General features: G+C 68.3%; 16 protein-coding genes and 1 pseudogene. 2 read left to right on the forward strand and 15 right to left on the reverse strand.

Annotated elements, in window-relative coordinates:
- Positions 1–20: 20 nt before the first annotated feature.
- The 6 genes from VEIS_RS19320 to VEIS_RS19345 form a co-directional block, all read right to left on the reverse strand.
- Positions 21–980, reverse strand: coding sequence for a tripartite tricarboxylate transporter substrate binding protein (locus VEIS_RS19320; RefSeq protein WP_011811685.1), 960 nt, complete (start codon positions 978–980; stop codon positions 21–23).
- 11 nt (positions 981–991) lie between these two features.
- The gene (locus tag VEIS_RS19325) at positions 992–1,327 is read right to left on the reverse strand and encodes a DUF4387 domain-containing protein (RefSeq protein ID WP_011811686.1); all 336 of its coding nucleotides are present in this window, start codon (positions 1,325–1,327) and stop codon (positions 992–994) included.
- An 11-nt stretch (positions 1,328–1,338) separates the two neighbouring features.
- Positions 1,339–2,694: an acyclic terpene utilization AtuA family protein gene (locus tag VEIS_RS19330; RefSeq protein ID WP_011811687.1), complete on the reverse strand. Its 1,356-nt coding sequence runs from the start codon at positions 2,692–2,694 to the stop codon at positions 1,339–1,341.
- 344 nt (positions 2,695–3,038) lie between these two features.
- Complete coding sequence (locus VEIS_RS19335) at positions 3,039–3,971, reverse strand: dimethyl sulfoxide reductase anchor subunit family protein (protein ID WP_011811688.1); 933 nt, start codon at positions 3,969–3,971, stop codon at positions 3,039–3,041.
- 5 nt (positions 3,972–3,976) lie between these two features.
- Entirely contained in the window at positions 3,977–4,780 is an 804-nt protein-coding gene (locus VEIS_RS19340) for a 4Fe-4S dicluster domain-containing protein (protein WP_011811689.1), read from the reverse strand.
- Positions 4,780–7,719, reverse strand: coding sequence for a molybdopterin oxidoreductase family protein (locus VEIS_RS19345; protein WP_011811690.1), 2,940 nt, complete (start codon positions 7,717–7,719; stop codon positions 4,780–4,782). The genes VEIS_RS19340 and VEIS_RS19345 overlap by 1 nt, the downstream gene beginning before the upstream one ends.
- A gap of 83 nt (positions 7,720–7,802) precedes the next feature.
- On the opposite strand from VEIS_RS19345, the gene VEIS_RS19350 reads away from it, so the two are divergent.
- A complete protein-coding gene (locus tag VEIS_RS19350) occupies positions 7,803–8,726 on the forward strand; it encodes a LysR family transcriptional regulator (protein ID WP_041951064.1) in 924 nt (307 codons plus the stop codon).
- An 83-nt stretch (positions 8,727–8,809) separates the two neighbouring features.
- Here the strand turns inward: VEIS_RS19350 and VEIS_RS19355 are convergent, their stop codons facing one another.
- Positions 8,810–9,925 carry a bifunctional enoyl-CoA hydratase/phosphate acetyltransferase gene (locus tag VEIS_RS19355; RefSeq protein ID WP_232287755.1) on the reverse strand — a complete coding sequence of 372 codons (1,116 nt, stop codon included), beginning with the start codon at positions 9,923–9,925 and terminating at the stop codon, positions 8,810–8,812.
- Positions 9,918–11,735 (reverse strand): sulfoacetaldehyde acetyltransferase, encoded by a 1,818-nt coding sequence (xsc, locus tag VEIS_RS19360; protein WP_011811693.1) that lies wholly within the window; start codon positions 11,733–11,735, stop codon positions 9,918–9,920. Before xsc ends, VEIS_RS19355 begins: the two co-directional genes overlap by 8 nt.
- 148 nt (positions 11,736–11,883) lie before the next feature.
- Between xsc and VEIS_RS19365 the strand changes: the two genes are divergently transcribed.
- Positions 11,884–12,768: an IclR family transcriptional regulator gene (locus VEIS_RS19365; protein WP_011811694.1), complete on the forward strand. Its 885-nt coding sequence runs from the start codon at positions 11,884–11,886 to the stop codon at positions 12,766–12,768.
- A gap of 263 nt (positions 12,769–13,031) precedes the next feature.
- Here VEIS_RS19365 and VEIS_RS26900 read toward each other — a convergent pair.
- The 7 genes and pseudogenes from VEIS_RS26900 to VEIS_RS19395 form a co-directional block, all read right to left on the reverse strand.
- Positions 13,032–13,556, reverse strand: a pseudogene (locus tag VEIS_RS26900) (CoA-binding protein); the annotation flags it as partial.
- Positions 13,498–14,505, reverse strand: coding sequence for a tripartite tricarboxylate transporter substrate binding protein (locus VEIS_RS19375; RefSeq protein WP_011811695.1), 1,008 nt, complete (start codon positions 14,503–14,505; stop codon positions 13,498–13,500). The gene VEIS_RS19375 and the pseudogene VEIS_RS26900, both read right to left, overlap by 59 nt.
- Before the next feature lie 18 nt (positions 14,506–14,523).
- Positions 14,524–14,826, reverse strand: coding sequence for a hypothetical protein (locus VEIS_RS30780; RefSeq protein WP_011811696.1), 303 nt, complete (start codon positions 14,824–14,826; stop codon positions 14,524–14,526).
- Positions 14,826–15,845: a tripartite tricarboxylate transporter substrate binding protein gene (locus VEIS_RS19380; protein WP_011811697.1), complete on the reverse strand. Its 1,020-nt coding sequence runs from the start codon at positions 15,843–15,845 to the stop codon at positions 14,826–14,828. The genes VEIS_RS30780 and VEIS_RS19380 overlap by 1 nt, the downstream gene beginning before the upstream one ends.
- Before the next feature lie 83 nt (positions 15,846–15,928).
- Entirely contained in the window at positions 15,929–16,333 is a 405-nt protein-coding gene (locus tag VEIS_RS19385) for a Zn-ribbon domain-containing OB-fold protein (protein ID WP_011811698.1), read from the reverse strand.
- Positions 16,330–16,773: a thiolase C-terminal domain-containing protein gene (locus VEIS_RS19390; RefSeq protein ID WP_049773972.1), complete on the reverse strand. Its 444-nt coding sequence runs from the start codon at positions 16,771–16,773 to the stop codon at positions 16,330–16,332. Before VEIS_RS19390 ends, VEIS_RS19385 begins: the two co-directional genes overlap by 4 nt.
- Positions 16,749–17,792 (reverse strand): thiolase family protein, encoded by a 1,044-nt coding sequence (locus tag VEIS_RS19395; protein ID WP_157048602.1) that lies wholly within the window; start codon positions 17,790–17,792, stop codon positions 16,749–16,751. Before VEIS_RS19395 ends, VEIS_RS19390 begins: the two co-directional genes overlap by 25 nt.
- Position 17,793: the final 1 nt, after the last annotated feature.

Raw genomic sequence — 17,793 nt, forward strand, 5'->3', positions numbered from 1 at the left:
CGGGCTTGCAGCGTCGCGCATCATTCGATGCCGATGCGGTGGCTTTGCGCCACCGCGCGCCATTGCGCATAGTCGTCGGCTACGCGGCGGCCGAATTCCGCGCTCGTCAGGCTGGCGGGCACGGTGCCATCCATATCCAGGAGCGCCGTGGTCTGCGGCGTCCGGGAGATGCGGTTGATGGCCGCGTTGTAGCGGTCGACCAAGTCGCGTGGCGTGCCAGCCGGCGCGAACACGCCCACCCAGATGTCCATCGCATACCCCGGCACCACGCTGGCTGCCGGCGGCAGCTTTGGAAAGGCCTGGCTCGCGCTGCGGGCCGTGGTGGCCAGCAGTTTGACCTTGCCGCTTTGCACCAAGGACAGCAGCGAGCTGTAGTTGGCCAGCATGATGTCGATCTGGCCGCCGGCCAGGTCGGACGCGGCATTGGCCGCCCCTTTGTAGGGCACATGCGTCATGGACACTTTGGCCGCGTCATTCATCATCACCGTGGCCAGATGCGCCAGCGAGCCGATGCCGGCCGTCCCGTAGTTCAGGGCCTGCGGCTTGGCGCGCGCGTCCTCCAGCAGCCCCTTCAGGTCGGCATAGGGCGTGGCGCCAGAGACGGCCACGACCAGCGGTCCCTGCCCCACCATGGCTACGGGCGCGAAACTCTCGACCGGGTCGTAGGGCATCTGTGGCTGCACCGCCGCCGCAGTCAGGAAGGTGGACGACGTCAGCAGCAGCGTTGCCCCGTCCCGGGGGGACTTGGCCACATACTCCGACCCGATGACTCCGGCGGCGCCGACGCGGTTCTCGACGATGACGACGGCCTTGAGTTCATCGGCCATCTGCGCTGCGATGGCGCGGGCGATGGCATCGTTGCTGGCGCCGGCTGAGAACGGCACCACGATTTTGATCTGCCTGGGTACGGCGGTCTGTGCGCCAGCCAGCGCCGCCAGGGCGCAGACCGCGAGCGCCAGGCCGAAGATGATGCCTTTCATCTGTTTCCCCCTCATGGGTGCGTCGTTCGGAGCATCACCGGAACGTCCAGCAACGGCGCATATTGCTGCGCGCCGAAGATGTCGCCATCACCCGCCGAGCCGCTGGGCGCCCGGCGGAAAATGGTGAACTTGATTGCCAGGCCGGGGTCGTATTCGACAAAATCGGAAATGCGCTCCTGGCCTATTCCGTAGAGCGCGGCCATGCTGGCGCGCGTGATGGCGCGCGACAGCTTGACCGCCTCGTAAGTAGCGCGGTCGCGGAAGATGATGTCGAAGGTGATCTTGTTCACGCCGGCATTCTTGCTGCGGATGGTTTTGGCGAGTTCGCCCAGTTTCTTCGCTTTCATGGCGCGGCCCCTCAAGCCTGGGTCCGATGGACTTCGAACAGGTCGAAGATATCGTCGACGGCGATGGTGTGGTTCAAGGTCCAGCGGTAGGCCGCGCTGGCGCGCACGACCTCGTCCAGCGGAAAAGACACCGAGCCGGCCGTGCCTTTGACGTCGGGCAGGCGGGCATAGAACATCTGCCGCAGGCCCGTGAGCGCCACCTCTTCGGCCATCCCGGCGCTGGGCGCCACGCCCTGGACCAGGATGCATAGTTCGTGGCCGAGCTGCCCGCGCAGGGGCTCCAACTCGCCCATCACGCCATCGCGGCCGTAGACCGTGTAGTGCAATTCGTAGCCCTCGTCACCGAAGCGCTCGCGCACCTTGTCGCGCGCCCAGTCGATGACGCGGTCGACGTTGGCGATCGTGTAGGGGTCGCGGATGCCGCACAGGCCGATGTAGCGTTCGCCGACCTTTCCCGATCCCTCCAGTTTCACGGTGATCCGCTCGGAGGGGAGAAAGCGCGAACCGGTGATGCGCGTGGTCTTCTCACTGACCTGCTCGTAATGGCATTCGCGCATATCGAGCTTGCCGCCGGCGAAGAACTCCTCGTAAGGGTTGGAGCGTTCGTACATGGCGTGCCCGGCCACGGAGGCGATGGTGCAGCGCTGCTCTGGATGCATGGCAGTGACCCGCACATCCTCGTGGCTGATCTCGCCCATCACCGTTTCCTTGCCGCCATACGGCTCGGCGCAGAAAGAGGCGCATTCCAGTACCTTGCCCAGGTAATAGGCATGGTCGGCAGAGTAGCCGTGGTGCAGGGCCGGCGCGGCGAACACTGCCGCGTCGGAGCTGCGTCCGCCGATGATCACGTCCACGCCGGCGTGCAACAGCTTCAGATAGGGCTGCACGCCGGCCACGGCCACGATGCGATCGGTGGCGTCCAGTTCGGCCTCGGTGAGGTCGGCATAGCCGTCCAGGCCCGCGACGCTGCCGCCTTCCCGCATCTTGCGGCGGATGAAGGCCGGGTCGACCTCTGAGTAGAAATAGCCGATCTCGAAAGGAGACAGCCCGTGCTTGCGTGCCAGTTCCTTGATGATGCCCACGTACAGGTCGACGCGGCTGTTCGAGCCGGTATCCCCGGCCGAGCCGATGATCATCGGCACACCCAGTTCGCGCGCGGCCAGCAGCATGTGCTCGAGGTCGTGCCGCTGCCAGGCCTCGGGGCTGGTCGAGCTGTCCGAGCCCAGCGGCACGGGGCCGACATCGTCGCTGCCGGAATCGGCGGCGATATAGTCCGGCCGGGCGCGCACCCCTGCACGGAAACTCTCGATGCGCAGGGGGGCAAAGCCCAGGTGTCCATTCGGACAAATGATTTTCAGGGAAGGCATATTTCCGGCTCTGATGAAAGAAAGGCCACACGGCACACAGCCGTGGCGCAAATGCCGTGCCACACAGCGCGGAAGGAAAATACCCTTTGCAATCAATGCGCATGGACCAGCGCTGGTGTCACCAGACGCCCGGATTACACGCTTCGTGAGTGAATATCACGCACCGCGTCATCAGGTTCATGGCGTCTTTGCGACACGGGCGCCGGCCCGGCCCAACGAGCAAGCCATGGATTCACCATCGACCCAAGAGGCATTGGCGGCCATGCGCCCGGCCCTTGCATCGGCGACGCAGAGGGGCAGAGGGGCGGCATCCGCTACCCGCCCGGGCATACCCGGGCAGGCCGCTAAGACACCGTCTGGTAGTACAGATTCTGCGGATGCCTGGCCTGCGCGAAAAAGAACCAGCGCTCGGCCAGCAGGCCCGGTGCCTGCACCAGCACGGCCAGCCACCAGGGCCACAAGGCGCCGCTGGCCAGGCCCCAGGCGAGCAACGAGGCCGGCAGCACGAAGGCCAGCAGCAGGAAGCCGCGCCGCATGTTCTGAAGCGCGGCCGGCGACGCGCCGTGGAAAAACTCGCGCGTGTTGAACGACCCGGCCGACATGCCCATCGATTTTTGCACCAGCGTGCCGCTGCGGATGCCGGTGGCCGTTTGCAGGTTCGACGCATGGCGGATGCCGGCGTTGCGCCTGAGCGTCTGGCCGCGCGCGGCCCAGGCGGCCAGCGTGACCGGCAGCGCGTAGCGGCCCAGGGTCTGCACCGTGTGCGGCTGGCCGGCCAGCGCGGCCAGCGCGCAGGCCAGCACCAGCCCCGACGACAGGCCGATGAGCGTGAAGTTGACGATGGTCAGCGGATGCGCCCATTCTTCGATGAAGCGCAGGCAGGCGTAAATCATCGCGGTGCAGTACCACAGCGCCAGCGCGCCGGACAACGCCAGCAAGGGCAGCAGCCAGGACCACGGCGCGCCGGCGCCCGATTGCAGCGCCAGCCACCACAGCGCCACCAGCGCGATGAACAGCGGCAGCAGGATCACTTCGCGCGACATCCACGAACTGCGCCACATCAGCACCGCGCGCCAGGCGCGGCCCTTGTGGCCCAGGTGCATGAACGACGCGGCCAGGCCGGCTGCGAGCAGCAGTTCGGCCAGGCCCAGCGCCCAGCGCAGCAAGCCCGGCGCCAGCCCGATGTCGAGCAGCACCGCCAGCGCCAGCGTGCACACCAGCCCCTGCGCCGCACCGACCAGCACGGTGAAAAACAAGATGGAGAACGCGGGGCGCATCGCGGCTACTCCGGTGCGCCGATGGGCGGCGCAATGGATGCGGTGGTGGAGGATGCGGTGGATGATGCGGTGGATGGGGTGGTGGACGGCGTGATGCGGCGCGGCAGGTACCGGTTCGCCGGGCGGGTTGCCCATTCGGGCATCAGCGGGTAGCCGCCGCGCTCGCGGATGGCCCGGGACGCCTCGGAGTCCGGGTCCTGCACGTCGCCGAAAATCCGCGCCCCGGTCGGACAAGCCTGCACGCAGGCCGGTTTGCGCTCCTGCTCGGGCAACTGCTGGTCATGGATGCGGTCTACGCACAGCGTGCACTTGGTCATGACCTGGCGCTGTTCGTCGAACTCGCGTGCGCCGTAGGGGCAGGCCCATGCGCAGTACTTGCAGCCGATGCACTTGTCGTAGTCGACCAGCACGATGCCGTCTTGCTGGCGCTTGTAGCTCGCGCCCGTCGGGCACACGGGCACGCAAGGCGGGTCTGCGCAGTGCAGGCAGCTCTTCGGCAAGTGAATGGTCTCGGTGTGCGGGAAAACGCCGGCCTCGTAAGTCTGCACGCGGTTGAAGAAGGTGCCGCTCGGGTCGGCCGCATAGGGCCGCTCATCGGTCAGCGGGCCGGCGCTGCCGGAGGTGTTCCATTGCTTGCACGAGGTCACGCAGGCATGGCAGCCGACACAGACGTTCAGGTCTATGACCAGGGCCAACTGCCGGGCCGGGGGCTTGGCCGGCGTGGCATCGGGGCCGGCGTGCCGGCCGGTGCTGCGCCCTGCCCCGCCGATCTGACCGATCTGGCCCAGCAAGTCCCGGAGCCACTGCATCATTGCCGGCCCCGCCCGGCAAAGTAGCGCAGCACATGGGCTGCCTGGCCGAGCACGCCGGGCACGACCGGCATGCTGGCGATCTGCGGAAAGCTCTGCCCAGGCTCGCCGGGTTCCACCGGCCGTATGCGCACGCGCACGTCGAACCAGCCGGCCTGCCCGGTGATCGGGTCAGAATTGCTGATGTGCGCGCTGGCGCTGCCGGCAAACGGCAGTTCCTCGCTGATCAGGTGGTTCAGCAAAAAGCCCTTGCGCGCCTCGTCCGAACCGGGCGCAAGCCGCCAGGCGCCATCGGCCTTGCCGATCGCGTTCCAGGTCCACACCGTGCCCGGCTCCACGGCCTCGCTGTAGCGCAACATGCAGCGCACCCGGCCCCAGCGGCTCTCGACCCAGCACCAGTGGCCGTCGGCAATGCCGGCCGCCTGCGCGCTCAGCGGGTTCACATGCAGGTAGTTGTGGCTATGGATCTGCCGCAGCCAGGCGTTCTGCGAGTCCCACGAGTGGTACATCGCCATCGGCCGCTGCGTGATCGCGTTGAGCGGGTAGGCGGCCAGGTCGGTGCTTGCATCTTCGAGCGGCGGATACCAAAAGGGCAGCGGATCGAAGTAGGTGGCGATGCGCTCGCGCAGCGCCTCGGGCGGCTGCCGCCCGGTGCTCTTGCCTTGCGCGGCCAGCCGGAAGCTCTGCAGCGTGTCGGAATACAGCGCCAGTTGCACCGGGTCGTTGCGCTGGCGCCAGCCCTTGTCTTTGGCAAAGTCCAGGTACTCGCGGTTCCAGTTGCGCATGTAGTGCATGCTCTCGGGCATGTGGTGGCGGAACACGCAGTCGTTTTGCGCATAGGCCTGCCACTGCTGCGGGTTGGGCGCGCCGCGCAGATGCTCGCTGCCGTCCTTGCCGCGCCAGCCCATCAGGAAGCCGATGCCCGGCTGCGGCTCGTAGTTGACGATGAAGTCCGGGTAGCTGCTGAACTTGCGCCCGCCCTCGGGCGTGGTGAAAGCCGGAAACTTCAGCCGCGAGGCCAACTCGATCAGCACCTCCTGGAAGGGCCGGCACTGCCCCGTCGGCGGCAGCACCGGCACGCGCACCGAATCGACCGGGCCGTCGAATTCCGAGATCGGCCGGTCGAGCATGCTCATCACGTCATGGCGTTCGAGGTAGGTGGTATCGGGCAGCACCAGGTCGGCAAAGGCCACGGTCTCGCTCTGGAAGGCATCGCACACCACCAGAAAGGGAATCATGTGCTCGCCCTTGTCGTCCTTGCGGTTGAGCATCTCGCGCACGCCCATGGTGTTCATGCTGGAGTTCCAGGCCATGTTGGCCATGAAGATCAGCAGCGTGTCGATGCGGTACGGGTCGCCCCTGACCGCGTTGGTGATCACGTTGTGCATCAGCCCGTGCACCGACAGCGGGTGCTCCCACGAGAAAGCATGGTCGATGCGGATGGGCGAGCCGTCCGGGTTGACCGCCAGTTCTTGCGGGCTGGCCGGAAAACCCAGCGGCGCCGCGTTCAGCGGCGTGTCCGGCTGCATCATCGCCGGCGTGTTGAAGGCGCGGTAGTTGGGCACGATATGCCGCGGGTACGGCGCCTTGTGCCGAAAGCCCCCGGGCGCGTCGATGGTGCCGAGCACGCTCATCAGCAGCGCCAGCGCCCGCACGGTCTGAAAACCATTGGAATGCGCCGCCAAGCCGCGCATCGCATGCAAGGCCACCGGCCGCGCCCGCGTGCCCGGGTATTGCTTGCCCCAGGCATCGGTCCAGGCAATGGGCAGATCGAAAGCCTGCCGCAGCGCCGTCTCGCCCAGTTCGCGCGCCAACTGGCGGATGCGCGCAGCGTCGATGCCGGTGATGGCCTGCGCCCACTCGGGCGTGCAGTCGGCCACACGCTCGCGCAGCAACTGGAACGAGGGCGCGACGCGCGTGCCATCGGCCAGCCGGTAATGGCCTTCCAGGGCCGGATCGCAGCCCTCGGCAATGCCTTCGGGGTAGGCCGGCAGCACCCTGCGACTGCGCTTGTCCCAGACCAGTTTGTTGTGCGGATTGCGGCCATCGCCCGGCGGGCCGCGCTCGGGATCGAAGGCGAACAGCCCTTGGCGCTCGCCGTCATCGAGCAGCACCAATTGCGGCGCATTGGTAAAGCGCTGCAGGAATGCATGGTCGATCAGTTCGCCGGCGATCAACTCGTGCAGCAGCGCCATGAACAGCGCGCCGTCGGTGCCCGGCTTGATTGCAATCCACTCGTCGGCAATGGCCGCATAGCCGGTGCGCACCGGGTTGATCGCGATGAAGCGCCCGCCGGCGCGCTTGAACTTGCCAAGCGCAATCTTCATCGGATTGCTGTGGTGGTCTTCGGCGGTGCCGATCATCACGAACAGCTTGGCGCGCTCCAGATCGGGGCCGCCGAATTCCCAGAAACTGCCGCCGATGGTGTAGATCATTCCCGCCGCCATGTTGACCGAGCACAGGCCGCCATGCGCAGCATAGTTGGGCGTGCCGAACTGGCGCGCGAACAGGCCGGTGAGCGCCTGCATCTGGTCGCGGCCGGTAAACAGCGCGAACTTCTTCGGGTCGCTCGCGCGGATGCGGGCCAGACGCTCGGTCAGCATGTCGTAGGCGCGCTCCCAACTGATGGGCTCGAACTCCCCGGCCCCGCGCTCGCTGCCGGCCTTGCGCAGCAGCGGCTGCGTGATGCGCGCGGGCGAGAACTGCTTCATGATGCCCGACGCGCCCTTGGCGCAGATCACGCCCTGGTTCAGCGGATGCCTGGGGTTGCCGTCGATGTAGCGCAACTGCGGGCCTTCGTCGCTTGCGCGCAGGTGCACGCGGATGCCGCAGCGGCAGGCGCACATGTAGCAGGTGGTGGTCTTGACCTCGGTTGCGGCATGGGCCGCGGCCACCGACAGCGGATCGTGCACAGGCTCGCGGGACAGGAAACGGAACACGGGCGGTCCTTGGGTTGCAGCTTCGGGCAGGGCCGATGATAGGCAGTGCCGATGAAACGAAAAAGCGCAGAATATCTTTCACCATGACGGGAAAAACAGATCAACCGCCGGCCCAGCGCCTGCGCCTGAACCTGCGCCAGCTCGAAGTCTTCGTGGCCACCGCGCGCGGCGGCAGCACGCGCGCGGCGGCCGAGCGCATCGCCCGCTCGCAATCGGCCGCCAGCAGCGCGCTGGCGGACCTCGAAAACGCGGTAGGCGCCCGGCTCTTCGACCGCATCGGCCGCCGGCTGCTGCTCAACGAGAACGGCCGCGCGCTGCTGCCCAAGGCGCAGGCGCTGATCGAGCAGGCCGGCCAGGTGCAGGCGCTGTTGCGCGACGAACATGCGGCGCCGCTGCGCGTGGCGGCCAGTTTCACCATCGGCGAATACCTGTTGCCCGAACGGGTGTCGCAATGGATCGCCATGCACCCGCAAAGCCAGGTGCAACTGCATATCGCCAACACGCGCGACGTGATCGACGCGGTGGCCGGCCTGGATGTCGATGCGGGCTTCATCGAAGGCCCGCAGACCCACCCCGACCTGGTGGTGCGCGCCTGGCGCACCGACGAATTGGTGATCGTGGCCGCACCGGGCCATCCGCTGGCCGGCCGCAGAGCCACGCACCGGCAACTGTCCCAGGCCACCTGGGTGCTGCGCGAGCATGGCTCGGGCACGCGGCAGGTCACCGATGCCTGGCTGATCGAGAACCTGGAGCAGGTGCATGTGGGCCTGGAACTGGGCAGCACCGAGGCGATCAAGCGCGTGGTGGCCTCGGGCACCGGACTGGCCTGCCTGTCGCGCTTCGCGGTGGCGCAGGCGCTCGAAGACCGGCACCTGATCGAACTGCGCACACGGCTACCCGCCGGCACCCGGCGGCTGGCGACCGTCACGCACCGCGACAAGCTGCTGTGCCGCACGACCGCCGATTTTTTGCGCCACTGCGGCGCGCTGGCCCCGCAGTCTGATTGACCTTGGCGCGCTGGCGCCGCAGCCCGATTGACCTTGGCGCGCTGGCCCCGCAGCCCCATCGATTGCGGCACGCGCGCCGTGGCTCAGGCCGCCAGAACCGCCAGCGCGACCGAGGCGATGCGCGCAGCCAGCGAATCGGCGCGCGAGGTCAGCACCACCGGCACTTTGGCGCCGAGCACCAGGCCGGCGCATTCGCCGCCGCCGATGTAGATGAAGCTCTTGTAGAGCATGTTGCCGGCGTTCAGATCCGGCACCAGCAGCAGATCGGCATCGCCGCTCACGCGCGAATCGATGCGCTTGAGCTGTGCGGCCTCGGCCGAAATCACGTTGTCGAAACCGAAGGGGCCTTCGACCAGCGCACCGGGCCAGGCGCCGGCATGTCCCATGGCCACCAGCGCCTGCGCGTCCAGGGTGGCGGCAATGGCGGGGTTGACGCTCTCGACCGCAGCGACGATGCCCACCTTGGGTGCATCGAGGCCCAGCCCGCGCAGCAGTCCGATGGCGTTGCCCAGAATGTCGCGCTTGGCCGGCAGATCGGGCGCGATGTTGACCACGCAGTCGGCCATTCCCAGCAGTTTCGGGTAGCGCGGCAGATCGAAGAGAAACAGGTGGCTGATACGCCGCGCCCCGCGCAGGCCGCCGTCGCGCTGCAACACCGCCGACATCAGTTCGTCGGTGTGCAGCGATCCCTTCATCAAGCCGCCCAGCGCACCCGCGCGCGCCATCGTCACCGCCCGGTGCGCAGCCCCGGTGGCGCCCGGGCCGCAGTCGACGATCTCGAAACCCGCCGCATCCACGCCGGCCGCATCGGCAGCCGCCAGGATGGCGCTGCGCGGGCCGATCAGCAGCGGCTGGGCCAGCCGCTCGCTGGCGATGCGGGTGGCCGCATGCATGGCCGGGGCATCGCAGGGGTAGACCAGCCCCAGGCGCGGCAGCGCGCACCGTGCCCGTTCGCGGCCGCGCTGCACCAGGGCCTGGAGATGCGGATGCTGCGCCAGCGCAGCGGGCGGAGGCTGCGCCAGCGCAGTGGGCAGATGCTGCGCCAGCGCAGCCGGCGAATGCTGCGCCAGCGCAGCGGGTGGATGCTGCACCGGCACGACATGCGAATGCGCCAGCGCAGCAGGCACCCGGATGTTGGCGACGGCGGGCCTGTGCGCGCCCTGCACGGCCATGGGCGCGCCTGGTTGCGGCTCAGACATAGTCCTTGTACCGGGGCAGCAAGCGCACCGGCTTGGACAGCGCATCGCGCCGGAAGGGGTCGCCCAGTTCACGGGTGCACATGACCTCGATCACGCAGGTCTTGCGCTGGTTCATTTGCAGGTCGATGGCCTTCTTCAGCGCCGGGCCTGCGTCCTGCAACTGGTCGACCACGATGCCCTCGGCGCCCATGGCACGGGCGATGCCCGCGAAGTTCTGCTTGTCGAGTTCGCCGGCAACGAAGCGGCGGTTGTAGAAATCGACCTGGTTCTTCTTCTCCGCGCCCCACTGGCGGTTATGGAACACCACCGCCGTCACCGGAATGTCGTGGCGCACGGCCGTCATCACCTCGACCATGCTCATGCTCCAGGCGCCATCGCCGGCGTAGGCCAGCGCCGGCCGGTCGGGCGCGGCGCACTTGGCGCCGATCACCGTCGGCAGCGCATAGCCGCAGTTGCCAAAGCTCATCGGCGCGAAGAACGAGCGCGGCTCCTCGAAACGCAGGTAGCTGTTGGCAATGGCGTTGATGTTGCCCACGTCGGTGGCCACCATCACGCGCGGCGGCATGGCTTTTTCAAGCTCGCGCAGCACCTGGCGCGGGTGCAGGTAGTTGCCGCCGGTGGCGGTTTTCTCCCCCCTGGCCTCCTCGATCGCGTCCAGGCTGAACGGGTCGCGCTCGTGGGTCCATTCGTCGAGCTCTTTCTCCCACGCGGCCTTCTCGGCCCCGATCGTCCGGGCGCGCCCGGCCCGGTTGGCGTCGCAGGCCAGCGCCCTGCCCTGCAGGCGCCTGAGCAGTTCCCGGGCGCTGGCCTTGGCATCGCCGTGGATGCCCACGGTGATCTTCTTGACCAGCCCCAGGTTGGTGTGGTCGGCCTCGACCTGGATGATCTTCGCGTCCTTGGGCCAGTAGTCGATGCCGTACTGCGCCAGCGTGCCGAACGGGCCCATGCGCGAGCCGAGCGCGAGCACCACGTCGGCCTGCGCGATCAGTTTCATCGCCGCCTTGGAGCCTTGGTAGCCCAGCGGGCCGACCCACAGCGGGTGGCTCGCCGGAAAGGAGTCGTTGCGCAAGTAGCCGTTGGCCACCGGCGCGCCCAGGCGTTCGGCCAGCGCCTGGCATTGGGCCACCGCATCGCCCATCACCACGCCGCCGCCGGAGAGGATCACCGGAAACCTGGCCGCAGCCAGCAACTCGACCGCTGCGTCGAGGCTGTTCTCGCCGCCCGCGCCGCGCTCCACGCGCATCGGCTGCGCAATCTCGGTGCTGATCTCGCCGTAGAAGTAGTCGCGCGGAATGTTCAACTGCGTCGGACCCATCTCGGAGATGGCGCGGTCAAAGCAGCGCGCGGCGTACTCGGCCATGCGCCGGGGGTTGTTCACATGGCCCTGGTACTTGGTGAACTCCTGGAACATCGGCAGTTGGTTGGCCTCCTGAAAGCCGCCCAGGCCCATGCCCATGGTGCCAATCTCGGGCGTGATCAACACCACCGGGCTGTGCGCCCAGTAAGCGGCCGCGATCGCCGTCACGCAGTTGCTGATGCCGGGGCCGTTCTGGCCGATCACCAGGCCGTGGCGCCCGGAAACCCGCGCATAGCCATCGGCCATATGGGCGCCCCCCTGCTCGTGCACCACCGGAATCAGGCGGATGCCGGCGGGGGCGAAGATATCCATTGCGTCCATGAAGGCCGAGCCCATGATGCCGAAGATGTCGGTCACGCCATTGGCGACCAGGGTCTCGACGAGGGCCTCCGAAGGCGTCATCTTCTGCACGCCGGTGACGGCTTGGCGGGGGGCGGGGGGGGTCTGGCTCATGGAAGGAGGCTCCTGAAAGGGTGGATGCTTGGAATTTCAAAAATTCGGAACCATTTATTCCGAATTAATTTATACGAAATATAGGCTGGCCAGGCCGTGGCGTCAAACGATCGATGAAAACCGGAACGCCCGGCTTGGTCAAAAGGCTATGATCGGCCCGATGAAGACCGTCATCACGCCGCCAGCGCCGCAAGCTGCGGACGGCACGCCCAAGGCCCCCGACCCGGCGGGCGACACGCCCAAAGCGCCGGAACTGGTGGGCGACACGCCCACCATGCGCCTGATCGGGCTGCTCGAAGTCATTGCCGGCAAAGACCGGCGCTATTCGCTGCAGGGCCTGGTGCAAGAGACCGGCCTGCCCAAACCCACGCTGCACCGCATGTTGCAGCAGCTCGAAAGCACGGGACTGCTGCAACGCGAGGGCAACGGGCGCCACTACGGCATCGGCACGCGGCTGCGGCGCCTGGCCGAGAACCTGCTGCTCAACGACAGCTTGCACGGCGCGCGCCACATGGTGCTGCGCCAACTGGTCCAGGAGATCGGCGAAAGCTGCAACCTGACGGCCCTGTCGGGCAGCGAGGTGGTGTACCTCGACCGCGTGGAAACCGCTGCGCCGCTGCGCTTTTACCTGCACCCGGGTTCGCGCGTGCCGGTGCACTGCTCGGCCAGCGGCAAGATCTTTCTCGCGCAAATGAGCCTGGCGCAGCGGCGCCGCCTGCTGTCGAACGCGCCGCTGGAGCCGTACACGCCCAAGACACTGACCGACCCCGAAGCGCTGGAGAAGGAAATGCGGCGCGTGCGCAAGAACGGCTTTGCCATCGACAACGAAGAATTCCTGCCGGGCCTGCTGTGCATCGCCGCGCTGGTGCCCTCGGGCGACGGGGGCCCGTCGAACCTGTGCATCGCGGTGCAGGCGCCGGTCATGCGGCTCGACGCCACCAAGGCCAAGGGACTGCTGCCCGCGCTGCAACGCGCCACGCTGGCGCTCAGCCGCATCGCCGCCGACAGCGCAGGCCCGGCCCCGGATGCCTGACCCCCGGGTTTTCCGGCAGACCCCCTAATCCCCCTACCCCCTGTGACCGATACCGCAGACCGCAGCGGATGCCGGGCGTGCGCGCCCTGCCCGGTATCGACACCGGCCGCAAACGCCCGCGTTCGGCGCACACGCCGGGGAATGCGCCGGGGAATGCGCCGGGCATCGCCTCGACCAGCCTCTGCGCACTGTGCCCGCGCGCGCTGGGCAGCGCGGCGACATCGGCATCGCGGGCATGGCCGCGCTGTTTTGCCGGCGGCGCATGCGCGATCGGCCATGGCCTTTTGCGCTTTGCGGCCCTGCGCGCCGGCCTCGCCGAAGCCCGAGGCGATCACCACGGCCGATTTCACGCCGCGCGCCGCACCGTCGTCCACGGCGGCCACGGCCTTGTCGCCGCCGACGATGAGCAGCGCCAGTTCCGGGGCCTCGGGCAATGCGGCGAGCGAGGCGTCACTCTGGAGGCCCTGCACCTCGTCGTGCGCCGGATCGATCGGGTAGATGCGCCCGGCAAAGCCGTGCTTTTGCATGCAATGGATCGGCCGCCCGCCGATCTCGTGGATGTTCCCGGAAGCACCGATGACGGCAATGGACTGCGGGTGGAGCGCGGATTCGCGCAGATCGGACATGGACTTTTTCATCGGGATGGGGAACGACGCGGGCGTGTGGTCAGAAGGGTGGCAATGCCCCTTCGCCGCGTGCCGTCGCCGGGTCGCTCCTGCATGGGCATCGTCAGTCCACCTGGATGCGGGCTGCGCGAACCACTCCGGCCCACTTTGCGATCTCGGCATGCAGCATCTGGGCAAAGGCGCCGGGCGTGCCCGGCGCCGCCTCCGCGCCCACCGCGTGCAGCCTCTGGCTGACCAGCGGGTCATTCAGCGCGCGGCCGATGTCGGTGCCCAGGCGCTGCACGATGTCTTTTGGCGTGCCCGCCGGTGCCATGAAACCGGCCCATGAATAGGCTTCGTAGCCGGGCAGGCCGGACTCGGCCACGGTCGGGATGTCCGGCGGCAGCACCGAGCGGCGTGCGCTCGCCACCGCCAGGGCGCGCACCTTGCCGCCGTTGATCTGCGGCAGCGCGGTCGGCGCGTCGGCAAACATCAGTTGCACCTGCCCGCCCAGCAGTCCGCTCATCGCGGGCGCGCTGCCCTTGTAGGGCACATGCAGCAGTCGGGTGCCCGCCTGCATGTTGAAAAGCTCGCCCGCCAGGTGCGTGCCGCCGCCGCTGCCGGACGATCCGAAACTCAGTTGGCCCGGTGATTTCTTGTCGAGCGCAATGAGTTCGGCCACATTGTTCGCTGGCAGCGAAGGGTGCGCCACCAGCACCACCGGGAACATCGCGCCGAAGGTCAGCGGCACGAAGTCGCGCTCGATGTCGTAGGAGAGCCTGGGCCGCAGGCTCGGCAGCACCGTGTGGTGGATGCTGCACACCAGCAGGTGGTAGCCGTCGGCCACCGCCCGCGCCGCCACTTCCGCGCCGACGATGCCACCCGCGCCAGCCCGGTTGTCGATGATGGCTTGCTGCCCCCACAGCAGCGAGAGCTTGTGCGCCACGGCGCGGCCGATGGTGTCGACCGGGCCGCCGGCCGGAAACGGCACGATGAGGCGGACCGGCCGGTTCGGATAGGCCGGCTGCGCCAGCGCGGGCCATGCCAGCGCGGCAGTTGCGGCCGCAGCGCCGCCGAGGCAGCGCCGGCGTGTGGACTGCGGCATGCGCGCTTCGGTGTCCAGGATGTTCATGGGTGTCCCTTCGATGAATCAGGCGTCGATACGCGCGTGGCCGTGCTCGGGCATGGTGCCGTCGCGCGCGGGTGCGCAGCGCATGGGGTCGCCCGCCGCGTGGCGCTGAATGATGCCGGCAAAAGGCCGGGCTTTCCGTTGAACGGGGCCGATCATGGCTAGTGTCGCGTCACGGATCAGATGTCGTAGGCTGCGCGCAGCCATCGGAGCGCAGCGCAAGGCGCATCGCGCAGCCAATACCGAGCGTATTGGCAAGCGATGCAACGCCGCGATGCGCTTCGATGGCCAGCGCAGACCGACAGATGATCGGTGACGCGACACTAGTCCAGCGTGGCGCCCGACACCTGCACCACCTGCGCCCATTTCTTGACCTGCGCGTTCATGAAGTCGCCGAAAGCCTCGGGCGTGTTCCACGCGGCGGCAAAGCCCTGGGCCTCGAACCTGTCCTTCACTTCGGGCAGCGCCAGCGCCTTCTTCAGTTCGGCGTTCAGGCGCGCGATCACCTCCGGCGGCGTGCCGGCCGGCGCCAGCAGGCCATTCCAGGCGATGGCCTCGTAGCCCGGCAGGCCGGACTCGGCCACGGTCGGCAGTTCGGGCGCCGCGCCCGAGCGCTTGGCGCTGGTCACGGCCAGCGCCTTGAGCTTGCCGGCCTTCACCTGCGGCATGGCCGAGAGGATGGTGTCGAACATCAGCTGCGCCTGGCCGCCCATCACGTCGGTCAGCGCCGGGGCGCTGCCCTTGTACGGGATGTGCGCCATCTTCACGCCGGCCATCGAGGCGAACAGTTCGGCCGCGAGGTGGGTCGACTGGCCGTTGCCCGATGACGCGAAATTGAGCACGCCCGGCCTGGCCTTGGCCAGCGCGATGAGCTCGGTCACGTCGTTCGCTGGCAGTCCGGGGTGCGCCACGATCACGAGCGGGCCGCTGGTGAGCTGCGACACGGGCGCAAAGTCTTTGTCGAGCTTGTAGCCGAGGTTTTTGAAGAGCGCGGGGCTGATCGCATGCGCAGTGGTTGCCAGCACCAGCGTGTAGCCATCGGGCGCGCTGCGCGCCGCCCACTCGGCACCCGTGTTGCCGCCCGCGCCGGGCCGGTTGTCGACGATGAATTGCTGGCCGGTCTGCTCCGACAGCTTTTGCGCCAGCACGCGCGCCACGATATCCGTTGCGCCGCCCGGCGGGTACGCCACGACCAGCCGGACCGGCTTGTTCGGATAGCCTTGCGCCTGGCCTGCCGGGGCAGCGGCCGCAAGACACGCGGCGGTGCCCAGTGCGGCCAACAGCCGCCGCCGGTGGTGGTGATGGTGATGGTGGTGGAGGGAGGAAGATCGGAATGCATGCATGCTTGTCTCCTGCTGGTGGTCGTGTGGACAGATGCCGCGTTCGCGCAGCCGGCCCAAGGGCGCCGAAGAACCGCCGCTGCGCTTCATGGGGATGCTTCTTCGTCTTCTTGGGAAATCGGCTCGGCGCGCGGAATCAGCTGCCCGCCCAGACGCAGAAAGCCGATCTGCACGCGATCGCCGATCGCCAGGCCGGCCGTGCCGTGCGCCATCACGCGCGGGCCGGCGTCCAGATCCACGAGCAGCAACGGATACGGTGCCAGGGCTTGCCATTCGGGCGTTGGCGCGCGCGCCACGATGGTCACGGCATACACGGTGCCCTTGCGCTGCGACACATGCACCGCGACCGGCGAGGCGCCGCAGCGCGGGCAGAAACCGCGCCGGAAATAGCTGCGCTGGCCGCAGGCGCTGCAGGCTTCGTAGAGCAGGGCTTCGTGGCCGGTGGTCCAGTCCGCAGCGGCGGATGCAGGTGTCGGTGCCGTGCCGCTCATCGCGTGCGCTCCAGGATCAGGCTGATGTGCGAGGACATGATTCCGCCGTCGCCGTGCAGCATTGCGACCGCAGGCTCGCGCGCGATCTGGCGCGCGCCGGCGCGCCGGGTCATTTGCAGGTGCGCCTCTGCCAGGTGGGCCAGAGCGCCGGCGACGCCGCAATGGCCGTATGAGAGCAGACCGCCGTGCGTGTTCAGCGGCAGTTCGCCATCGGCCGAAAAACGGCCGGCCGCCGCAGCCTGGCCGGCCTGGCCGCGCGCGCACAGCCCGATCTCTTCCAGCAGGATGGCCAGCGTGATCGTGAAGCTGTCGTAGATCGCGGCGTAGCCGACATCGCGCAGGTCCACGCCGGCCTGCGTCATCGCACGGGCCATTGCATCCTTGGCGCCGTAGTGCGCTAGTGTCGCGTCACCGATCATCTGTCGGTCCGCGCTGGCCATCGAAGCGCATCGCGGCGTTGCATCGCTTGCCAATACGCTCGGTATTGGCAAGCGATGCGCCTTGCGCTGCGCTCCGATGGCTGCGCGCAGCCTACGACATCTGATCGGTGACGCGACACTAGGTCTGCGGCAGCGCTGACATGCTGGTGGCTGTGGCGCTGCGCGGTGCCGATGATGCGCAGCGAATGCGCCGACAGCGGCTCGCGGCTGATGATGAAGGCGGCTGCGCCGTCCGAGATCGGGCAGCAATCCATCCGTTTGAGCGGCAGCGCGACCGGCGGCGAGGCCAGCACGTCGTCGACCGTCAGCGCAGCGCGTAGCTGCGCGCCCGGATGGCTGCCCGCATGCCGGCGCATCAGGACGGCCAGTTCGGCCAGGTCGCGTTCGGTGGTGCTGAACTCGTGCATGTAGCGCGAGGCCACCAGCCCGTAGTAGGCGGGCACGGTCGCTCCCAGCGGCACCTCGTAGCGGGCGTGCCCAGCCTGCGCGAGGGTTTGCAGCGTCATGTCGCGGGTTTGGCCGCTGAGGCGGTTCTCGCCGGCCGCCACCAGCACATGGTCCGCCGCGCCGCCGGCGACGACCAGGTGCGCCAGCATGATCAGCGCGAAGCCGGTTGCGCCACCGGCCTGCACTGCATGCGCATAGCGCGGCTGGACGCCGAAGTGCTCGGCGAACAGCGTCGCCAGCATGATGTGCGGCATGGTGGTCGCGTAACCGCACACTAGTGTCGCGTCACAGATCATCTGTCGGTCTGCGCTGGCCATCGAAGCGCATCGCGGCGTTGCATCGCTTGCCAATACGCTCGGTATGGGCTGCACGATGCGCCTTGCGCTGCGCTCCGATGGCTGCGCGCAGCCTACGACATCTGATCCGTGACGCGACACTAGGCCGTCCACGCTGCGGCGCGTCAGCCCTGCGTCCCCGAGGGCGGCCGTCGCCGCCAGCGCCATCAGATCGAGGGAGCTTTTGCCCTCATGACGCCCGAAGGATGTCAGCCCCACGCCGGTGATCCAGGACACT

Origin of the sequence: Verminephrobacter eiseniae EF01-2, assembly GCF_000015565.1 — a bacterium.
Lineage (GTDB): Bacteria > Pseudomonadota > Gammaproteobacteria > Burkholderiales > Burkholderiaceae_C > Acidovorax > Acidovorax eiseniae.

Bases quoted from the DNA above. Each gene is read 5' to 3' on its own strand.
- VEIS_RS19320 (WP_011811685.1), bottom strand. From the start codon at position 980: ATGAAAGGCATCATCTTCGGCCTGGCGCTCGCGGTCTGCGCCCTGGCG.
- VEIS_RS19325 (WP_011811686.1), bottom strand. From the start codon at position 1,327: ATGAAAGCGAAGAAACTGGGCGAACTCGCCAAAACCATCCGCAGCAAG.
- VEIS_RS19330 (WP_011811687.1), bottom strand. From the start codon at position 2,694: ATGCCTTCCCTGAAAATCATTTGTCCGAATGGACACCTGGGCTTTGCC.
- VEIS_RS19335 (WP_011811688.1), bottom strand. From the start codon at position 3,971: ATGCGCCCCGCGTTCTCCATCTTGTTTTTCACCGTGCTGGTCGGTGCG.
- VEIS_RS19340 (WP_011811689.1), bottom strand. From the start codon at position 4,780: ATGCAGTGGCTCCGGGACTTGCTGGGCCAGATCGGTCAGATCGGCGGG.
- VEIS_RS19350 (WP_041951064.1), top strand. From the start codon at position 7,803: ATGACGGGAAAAACAGATCAACCGCCGGCCCAGCGCCTGCGCCTGAAC.
- VEIS_RS19355 (WP_232287755.1), bottom strand. From the start codon at position 9,925: ATGTCTGAGCCGCAACCAGGCGCGCCCATGGCCGTGCAGGGCGCGCAC.
- xsc (WP_011811693.1), bottom strand. From the start codon at position 11,735: ATGAGCCAGACCCCCCCCGCCCCCCGCCAAGCCGTCACCGGCGTGCAG.
- VEIS_RS19365 (WP_011811694.1), top strand. From the start codon at position 11,884: ATGATCGGCCCGATGAAGACCGTCATCACGCCGCCAGCGCCGCAAGCT.
- VEIS_RS19375 (WP_011811695.1), bottom strand. From the start codon at position 14,505: ATGAACATCCTGGACACCGAAGCGCGCATGCCGCAGTCCACACGCCGG.
- VEIS_RS19380 (WP_011811697.1), bottom strand. From the start codon at position 15,845: ATGCATGCATTCCGATCTTCCTCCCTCCACCACCATCACCATCACCAC.
- VEIS_RS19385 (WP_011811698.1), bottom strand. From the start codon at position 16,333: ATGAGCGGCACGGCACCGACACCTGCATCCGCCGCTGCGGACTGGACC.
- VEIS_RS19390 (WP_049773972.1), bottom strand. From the start codon at position 16,773: ATGGCCAGCGCGGACCGACAGATGATCGGTGACGCGACACTAGCGCAC.